This window comes from Pinirhizobacter sp. (assembly GCF_035317885.1).
Classification (GTDB): domain Bacteria; phylum Pseudomonadota; class Gammaproteobacteria; order Xanthomonadales; family Rhodanobacteraceae; genus Pinirhizobacter.
Window position 1 is genome coordinate 1 of sequence record NZ_DATHFX010000288.1, and the last position, 8,728, is coordinate 8,728.

Annotated in this window: 6 protein-coding genes; all 6 read left to right on the top strand. The window is 65.7% G+C overall.

The features are described 5' to 3' along the window. A partial coding sequence (gene putA / locus VK519_RS09435) for a bifunctional proline dehydrogenase/L-glutamate gamma-semialdehyde dehydrogenase PutA (protein WP_324349288.1) occupies positions 1-1,674 on the top strand: 1,674 nt, incomplete at its 5' end. A gap of 85 nt (positions 1,675-1,759) precedes the next feature. Next, positions 1,760-2,809 carry an AraC family transcriptional regulator gene (locus VK519_RS09440; protein ID WP_324349290.1) on the top strand — a complete coding sequence of 350 codons (1,050 nt, stop codon included), beginning with the start codon at positions 1,760-1,762 and terminating at the stop codon, positions 2,807-2,809. 120 nt (positions 2,810-2,929) lie between these two features. After that, positions 2,930-4,168, top strand: a complete 1,239-nt coding sequence (locus VK519_RS09445) for a parallel beta-helix domain-containing protein (protein WP_324349291.1) — start codon at positions 2,930-2,932, stop codon at positions 4,166-4,168. A 27-nt stretch (positions 4,169-4,195) separates the two neighbouring features. Continuing rightward, positions 4,196-5,329 carry an SO2930 family diheme c-type cytochrome gene (locus tag VK519_RS09450; protein WP_324349292.1) on the top strand — a complete coding sequence of 378 codons (1,134 nt, stop codon included), beginning with the start codon at positions 4,196-4,198 and terminating at the stop codon, positions 5,327-5,329. Between the two features lie 31 nt (positions 5,330-5,360). After that, positions 5,361-7,796 (top strand): TonB-dependent receptor, encoded by a 2,436-nt coding sequence (locus tag VK519_RS09455; RefSeq protein WP_324349293.1) that lies wholly within the window; start codon positions 5,361-5,363, stop codon positions 7,794-7,796. Between the two features lie 51 nt (positions 7,797-7,847). Continuing rightward, a partial coding sequence (locus VK519_RS09460; RefSeq protein ID WP_324349295.1) for an aldehyde dehydrogenase family protein occupies positions 7,848-8,728 on the top strand: 881 nt, incomplete at its 3' end.

Consider the following 8,728-nt stretch of genomic DNA (forward strand, 5'->3'; position numbering starts at 1 on the left):
ATCCCGGTCCGCGACCTGGTTGCCGACCCTTGCGAAACCGTCCGTGGTTTCGCCTCCATCCCCCACCCGCGCATCCCGCAGCCGGTGAACCTCTACGGTGAACTTCGGAAGAATTCCATGGGCATGAACTTTGCGAACGACAATGAACTGAAGGCGCTTGCCGACTCCATCCACGCGCACGCCGGCCCATGGAACGCCGCGCCGCTGGTACCGGGGGCCGCCGCGACCGGCGCCGCGGTGAACGTAACCGATCCCTCGGACCGGGGCCGTGTGGTGGGCACCGTCAGCCATGCCACCGACGCAACGGTGGAGAAGGCCCTGGCCAATGCCGTGGCCGCGCAACCGGGCTGGGACCGCCTGCCGGCCGCCAGCCGCGCGGCGATTCTCGAGCATGCGGCCGAGCAGCTGGAAACGCGTCGCGGCGAGTTCATCGCGCTGTGCGTACGCGAGGCCGGCAAGAGCCTTCCCGACGCCATCGCCGAAATTCGCGAGGCCGCGGATTTCCTGCGCTACTACGCCACCATGGCGCGCCGCCTGTTCGGCCATCCCGAGCAGCTGCCCGGCCCCACCGGCGAGAGCAACCAGCTATCCCTGCATGGCCGCGGCGTGTTCGTCTGCATCAGCCCCTGGAATTTCCCGCTGGCGATTTTCCTTGGCCAGGTGAGCGCCGCCCTGGCCGCCGGCAACTCGGTGATCGCCAAGCCCGCCGAGCAGACCTCGCTTATCGGTTATGAAGCGGTGAAGCTGCTGCACGACGCCGGCGTGCCGCGCGAGGTGCTGCAATACCTGCCGGGCGATGGCGCCACCGTCGGCGCCGCCCTCACCCGCGATCCGCGCGTGGCTGGCGTGGCTTTCACCGGCTCCACCGATACCGCCTGGGCGATCAATCGCGCGCTTGCCGCGCGCAACGCCCCGATCGCGGCGCTGATCGCCGAGACCGGTGGCCAGAACGCGATGATCGCCGATTCGTCGGCGCTTCCCGAGCAGATCGTCAAGGACGTGATCGCCTCGGCGTTCCAGTCCGCCGGCCAGCGTTGCTCGGCCGCCCGCGTGCTGTTCGTGCAGGACGACATCGCCGACAAGGTGATGTCGATGCTCGCCGGCGCCATGGCCGAGCTCATCGTGGGCGATCCAGGCCAGCTTTCCACCGACGTGGGGCCCGTGATCGACGAGGACGCCAAGAAGATCCTGGTCGACCACGCCGCCCGCATGGATGCCGAAGCCCGCAAGATCGCCGAGGTGGCGCTGCCCGCTTCCACCGGCAAGGGCACTTATTTCGCCCCACGCGCCTACGAACTGAAGTCGCTCGGCCAGCTCACCCGCGAGGTGTTCGGTCCGGTGCTGCACGTGATCCGCTGGAACGCCGACGAGCTGGACAAGGTCGTCGAGCAGATCAATGCCACCGGCTACGGTCTCACCCTCGGCATCCACAGCCGCATCGACGACACGGTCAATTACATCCAGTCGCACGCGCGGGTCGGCAACTGCTACGTCAATCGCAACCAGATCGGCGCGGTGGTGGGCGTACAGCCCTTCGGCGGCGAGGCGCTGTCCGGCACCGGCCCCAAGGCCGGTGGTCCGCACTACCTGTTGCGCTTTGCCAACGAGCGCACGCTCACCATCAACACCACGGCGGCCGGCGGCAACGCTTCGCTGCTGACCATCGGCGAATAAGCCACGCGCAGGATGTTGCGATGCGTTAACGGTTTCCCCTGTCCAGGTGCCATGATCGGTGCCTGGACAGCTGGGGAGCGGTTCAATGAAATCCGTCGCAGGCATCCATAACCCCGCCGACGACCCACGCTACACGGCGGTGGAAATCCCGCCCAACGTGCTGCTCGGGCTCACCCTCCTGGCCGATCGCGACGGCGTGGACTGCACGCCCTGGTTTGCCGGGTTGCCGCTCGACCGCAGCCAGATCGCCGACCCTGAGGCACGCGTCTCCTACCGGCAAGCCGCCATCGTGCTGCGCCGCGCCCTGCTCGCCGTGGGGGACCCGGCACTGGGCATGCGCGCCGGTCGGGATGGAAACCTCGGCAGCTTCGGTCTGCTGGGCCTGGCCATGATGACCTCGGCCACCTTTGGCGACGCCATGCGCGTGGGCATCGAAAACCACAAGGTGTGCGGCTCCCTGCTGGATATCGGCTTCGACATGCCCGGCCCGCGTGAGGCGGCCCTGGTGGCCTGGCCGCGCTTCGGCGAGCACGCCCTGCTGCCTTTCCTCTGCGAAGAACTCTTCGCCAGTTGCCTGGCGGTGGCGCGGGAGCTGGTGGGGCCGGCCTTGCGGCCGCTGCGGCTGGAACTGACCTATCCCCGGCCCGCCTACGTCCGCCAGTACATGGATTTCTTCCAGTGCGAGCTGCGTTTCGGCGCGCCCGCCAACCAGATCGTGATGGATGCGCGCTGGATGGAGGTACCCCTTCCCGGCTACAACGCGCGCACCAGGCAACAGGCGCTGGCGATCTGCACGCGTGAGTTGCCCCAGGGCACCAGCTCCGATGAAGTGGTGATGGCAGTCGAGCAACTCTTGCGTATGCGGCTGCGCGAACACCCCCGGCTGCCCGAGGTGGCCCGCAGCCTCAACATGAGCGAGCGCTCGCTTCGCCGCCGGCTCGCCGAAAGCGGCCGGGTATTCCGTGACATCCACGACCAGCTGCGTGCCGAACGGGCCATGGAACTGCTTTACGCCGGGCACCTGAGCGTGGCGGAAGTGGGCACGGAGATCGGCTTCGCCGACCCTCGCGAGTTCCGGCGCGCGTTCAAGCGCTGGACGGGCATGCCGCCCCGGGATGCCCGCCGGGCCGCTTGAACCCCTCGGGTTGGCCGATTTTCCCCCCATCGTCGTCGCAACGCCCCTCCCTCCCCCGATCCGCTAGGCGGCAGATTGCAAGGCAGGCGACGAACAGCCGTTTGAATGGGGGAGCGTTCCATGCGATCGACGATCATCCTGGCCACCATGGCCCTGGGCCTGATGGCCTGTAGCGGGCAGTCCTCGGCCCCGACGGCCGATAGCGGCAGCGCCGGCGATAGTTTCGAAGCCAGGCTCCAGCAACAACTGCTGGATGCCAAACCCGGCAGCGTCGTGGAGATACCGGCCGGGCATTACCGCCTCAAGCGAGGCCTGAGCCTGCGCACCGACGGCGTCACCATCCGCGGCGCGGGCAAGGACAAGACGGTGCTCTCGTTCAAGGACCAGGTGACCGGCCCCGAAGGCTTGCTGGTGAACGCCAACGATTTCACCATCGAGCACCTGGCCATCGAAGACACCAAGGGCGATGGGCTGAAGATCAACCAGGGGCGGCACATCACCATCCGCGATGTACGCGTGGAATGGACGGGTGGCCCGAAGACCACCAACGGGGCTTACGGCATCTATCCGGTCAAGACCCAGGACACCTTGATCGAGGACTCCGTCGCCATCGGCGCCTCCGATGCCGGCATCTACGTGGGCCAGTCCAACAACATCATCGTGCGCCGCAACCGTGCGCAATCGAACGTGGCAGGCATCGAGATCGAGAACTCGATCGGCGCGGACGTGTATGAAAACGTAGCTGTCGGCAACACCGGCGGCATCCTGGTGTTCAACATGCCCAACCTCTCGCAGCCCGGGCACGCCACGCGCGTATTCAAGAACCAGGTGCGCGACAACAACACGGCCAACTTCGCCGCCAAGGGCGCCGCGGTCGCCAGCGTGCCGGCAGGTTCGGGCGTAGTGGTCAACTCCAACGACAAGGTGGAGATCTTCGACAACGACATCGTCAACCACCAGACGGCGAACGTGATCATCTCCAGCTATTTCTCGACCAACTACTACAACAAGAAGGGCGTGGACCCGAACTACAACCCCTACCCGAAAGGCATCTTCATCTACGGCAACCGCTTTGCCGGCGGCGGCGATGCCCCCGACGGTATGAAACTAAAGATGCTCAAGACCGCGGTGTACGGCATGGGCGGGCGCTTCCCCGATGTTCTCTGGGATGGCTTTGTCGACGAAAAAACGCTGGTCGATGGCCTGCCACCGCCAGCAGACCGGCTTTGCATCCAGAACGGACCGGTGGGCGTGCTCAACGCCGACGGGCCGCACGACTACGACAAACCCAGCACCGACACCCGCGCGTACCAGTGCACGCTGCCCAAGCTCCCGGCGATCGTGCTGGGCCAGGGCTAAGGCATGCACCGAAGGCTAGTTTGGTGCGTGGCCACTGCGTTCTTGCTCGTGCTAGGCGGGATGCTCGCCGCGTGCCACCGGCAGATGCCACCGGTGGCCTTCCACGCCGAGGGCCGTCCTGCGCACCTGTCCGAATGGCATGTAGTGGCCGTGGCCGACGGCAAGCTGGTGCTAAACCAGGGCGTGGTGCCGTACGACCTCAACACCCCGCTTTTTACCGACTACGCGCACAAACTGCGCACGATCTGGATGCCGCAGGGCACACACGCCAACTACGACGCCGAACAGACCTTCGACTTCCCGGTCGGCACGGTCATCAGCAAGACGTTCTACTACCCGCGTGCCGCCGGCGGCCCGGAAGGCACGGTGCTGCGCACGTACGACAGTTCACGCGATTTCGCGGGCGAAGGTCTGGACCTTGCGCACGTACACCTGGTCGAGACGCGCATCCTGGTGCGCCGGGCATCGGGATGGGCCGCCATACCCTACGTGTGGAACGCCGCGCAGACGGACGCCGACCTTGCCCGCACCGGCGCCGTATTGCCGCTTACCTTGCTTGACGACGCTGGCGCGCACGAGGCATTCAACTACGTGGTTCCAGATGAAAGCCAGTGCTCGAGCTGCCATGCACGCGACTGGGTGACCCGGCAGATCGCACCGATCGGGCCGAAGGCCCGTCACGTCAACCGCGACTACGACTATCCGGACGGAAGGGAGAACCAGCTGGCGCACCTGGCGCGCGTGGGCTACCTGCAGGGTTTGCCCACGGCCGCGCAGATCCCGCGCAATGCCAACTGGATGGATACGCATGAGCCACTAGAGGCGCGCGCACGCGCCTACCTGGACATCAACTGCGGCCACTGCCACAACCCGAAGGGCGCCGCCAACACCACCGCGCTCACCCTCGACGTGACCGCCGACGAAGACCGCCACCTGGGGATCTGCAAGCCGCCCGTGGCCGCCGGCCGCGGCACGGGTGACCACATGTTCGACATCGTGCCCGGACAACCGGATGCATCGATCCTGCCTTATCGCATGGCGTCGGCGGAACCGGGCGTGATGATGCCCGAAATAGGCCGAAGCACCGTCCACCGGGAGGGGGTGGCGTTGATCCGCGCCTGGATCGCGTCGCAACAGGGCTCGTGCGTCGCCAGGGAATAAACCTAAGCTTTCATCATGGAGAGATGATCCGATGGCCAACCACATCAATCGGCGCACAGGTATCCGTACCTGCGCGGTGCTTGCCGCCAGTATCGCCAGTGTCACGGCGGCTTGGGCTCAAGATACCGATACCTCGAAGCCCGCCGACGCCAGGGCGGCCACCGAGCTTGGCAATATCACCGTCACGGCGCAAAACCGTACGCAGGAAATGCAATCGGTGCCGATCCCGTTGCAGATCGTCACCGCCAAACAAATCGATACACTCGCCGCGACGGACCTGAGCAAGATGAGCCTGTTCGTGCCGGGCCTGGTGGTGGGAGGTGACCAACCCACCCAGCCGCGATACCAGTTGCGCGGTGTCAGCACCGCCGACTTCGGCATCGGTACCGAGCCTGCGGTAGGTGTGTACGTGGACGGTGTGTATGCCGCGCGTTCGGGTGGCGCGCTGCTGGCCTTCAACGACGTCAAGCGGATCGAAGTGCTGAAGGGGCCGCAGGGCACCCTGTTCGGCCGCAATGCCGCCGGCGGCGCGATCTCGATCATTACCAACGAACCCAGCGACCAGTTCGAAGGACGCGCGCGCGTTCGCTTCGGCGACTATGGCCGGCGTTACGCCGATGCCCTGCTTAATATTCCCGTCGGCAAGGACATGGCTTTCCGGCTTTCGGTGCTGGACAACCAGTCCGACGGCTGGGTGAAGGATGCAGCCACGGGCCGCCATTACGGACGCGACGACGACTGGGGCACGCGCGCGGCCTGGCGGTGGAATGTCACCGGCAATACGCGGGTACTGCTGACCTGGGACCACGAGGAACTCAAGCAACCGCCGAGCCCCGCCTTCGGCATCGCCCCGCTGCCCACCACGCCCGATGGCCGGCCGCCGTACCCACCGGACCCTGCCACCTATCGCAATCCCCTGCACGTGCCGTTGCTCAACGATGCCGTGGATGCCAGTGAAGGCCGCCGCTTCGACGGCGCGACGCTGGTGATCGATCATTCGATGGATTGGGGAAGTGTTACCTCCACCACCGCGTGGCGGAACTTCGACACGCACAACCGTGGCGATTACGACGGCACCAACGACATCCTGACCTACCTGGACACGGACAACATCGAGCACAACAACAGCTGGTACCAGGAGTTCAAATTTGCCGGCAACAACGACGTGGCCGATTGGGTGGCGGGCGTGAGCTACTACCAGGAGCAGGCGCGCCAGACCAGCCAGACCAACGTCTTCACTGACAGCATCGATACGCTCGCACTGAACCTGGGCGTGCCCACCGGCACGCCGGACGGCACCATCTACCATTTCTTCAATTCCCTGCTGCAGGCCAACGGCCTGCCGTTCAACCTGCTCGGTGACCCCTGGCGCGAACAGATCTCCAACGTGGGCCGCTTCAAGGCCTACGCCGCGTACGGCGACGTGATCTGGCACTTGAACGACCGTATGAACCTCACCACCGGCGTGCGCTACACGCGCGATACCAAGGATTTCTCCTGGTACAACGCGCCACGGCAGGCCGACGCGCTGGACGACACCATCAACACGCTCGATGCCCTGGGCCTGCTTGCCGCGGTAGGGGTGGACCCTGCCACCTTCCGCCAGAACCTGATCTTCACCGACGCGGTGGGCGTACCGGTGCATTTCCACGACAGCTGGTCCGATGTGAGCCCGCGTGCGGTGCTCGACTACCGGTTTACGCCATCGAGCATGGGCTATGTATCGGTGACCAAGGGCTACAAGGCCGGTGGCTACAACAGCGTGCAGGTGGGCTCGCGCTTCGAGCCGGAGAAGGTCTGGAACTACGAGACAGGCATCAAGAACGTGTTCGAAGACCTGCACCTGCTGCTCAATGGCTCGGTCTACTACTACCGCTACACCAACAAGCAGTCGCTCACGCTCGACCCGAATACCGCAGGCTCCGGTGTGCCACGTTATCTGGTGAACAGCAGTGACCAGGACGCCCACGGCGTGGAACTGGAAGCGCAGTGGCAGCCGGTGGACGGCATGCGCGTCTATGGCAACGTCGCCTATATCGACGCCACCTACCGCGACACCGTGGCCCCCGATGGCGTGCGGTTGTCGGGCCAGCCCACCGGCGAGCCGCTTTTTTCCTTCGCCGGAGGATTCGGCTACACCTGGCACGGCGTGATGCACGGCGACCTGGCCTTCGACATCCAGCATGCCTATCGCGGCAAATCACGCTGCAACGACGATTCGGTGCTGCAGGGTGAGTGCGAAGTCAGCCCGAATTTCAACACCGGCAGCGCGCAGAACCGCACCGACGCCCGCCTGGACTGGCAGTCGCAGGGCGGCACGTGGGGCGCGGCGATCTTCGGCAACAACGTGTTCAACCGCCGGTATGTCACGGGCGTCAACAACATCAGCACATCGGTGTTCGGCACGCCGTTCGCCACCATCACCCCGCCGCGGATGTGGGGCGTGGAACTGCGGGCCAAATTCTGAACACGGTTTGATGTAAAACGTCTGCACCGAACACAAGGACGGGCTTTACCCATGCAGAAGATCTTCGACACCATGCGCGCGGCCCAGCGCAACGAGCCGCCGGCCGACGGCGCCACGCGCCGCGACCGCCTGGACCGCCTTGCCTCCCTGATACGGGACAACCGCGAGGCGATCGCCACGGCAATCTGCGCCGACTTCGGCCAGCGTTCGAGTGAAGAAACCTCCCTGCTGGAGGTATTCCCGAGCCTGGACGGCATCAAGCATGCGCGCAAGCACGTACGCCGCTGGATGCGCGTGCGGCGGCACTGGGCCGGGTTCTGGTTCCTTCCCGCGCGCGTCGCCCTGCAACCGCAAGCACTGGGCGTGATCGGCGTGATCGTGCCGTGGAACTACCCGCTGTACCTGGCCGTCGGCCCGGTCACAGATGCCTTGGCGGCGGGCAACCGGGTGATGGTGAAGATGTCCGAACTCACCCCGGCTTTCTCGGCACTCTTCGCCGACCTGGTCGCCCGCTATTTCCGCGCCGATGAAGTAGCCGTGGTGAACGGCGACGCGGAGGTCGCCGCGGCGTTCTCCGCCCTTCCCTTCGACCACCTGCTGTTCACCGGCTCCACCGCCGTCGGCCGGCATGTCATGCGCGCAGCGTCCGCCAACCTTACGCCGGTGACCCTTGAGCTCGGCGGCAAGTCTCCGGCCATCGTCGGACCGGGCGCGCGCATGGACCATGCAGTGGAACGCATCGTTTTCGGCAAGCTGGTGAACGCCGGCCAGACCTGCATCGCACCTGATTACGTGCTGGTGCCCCGCGACCAGGTCGACGACTTCGTCACCCGCGTGGCCAAACGCGTGGAAGCGTTCTATCCCTCGATCGCGCAGAACATGCAGTACAGCTCGATCGTCAACGACCGCCACTTCGACCGGCTTGCCTCATG

Coding starts and splice junctions, on each gene's coding strand:
- VK519_RS09440 (WP_324349290.1), top strand. CDS start 1,760: ATGAAATCCGTCGCAGGCATCCATAACCCCGCCGACGACCCACGCTAC.
- VK519_RS09445 (WP_324349291.1), top strand. CDS start 2,930: ATGCGATCGACGATCATCCTGGCCACCATGGCCCTGGGCCTGATGGCC.
- VK519_RS09455 (WP_324349293.1), top strand. CDS start 5,361: ATGGCCAACCACATCAATCGGCGCACAGGTATCCGTACCTGCGCGGTG.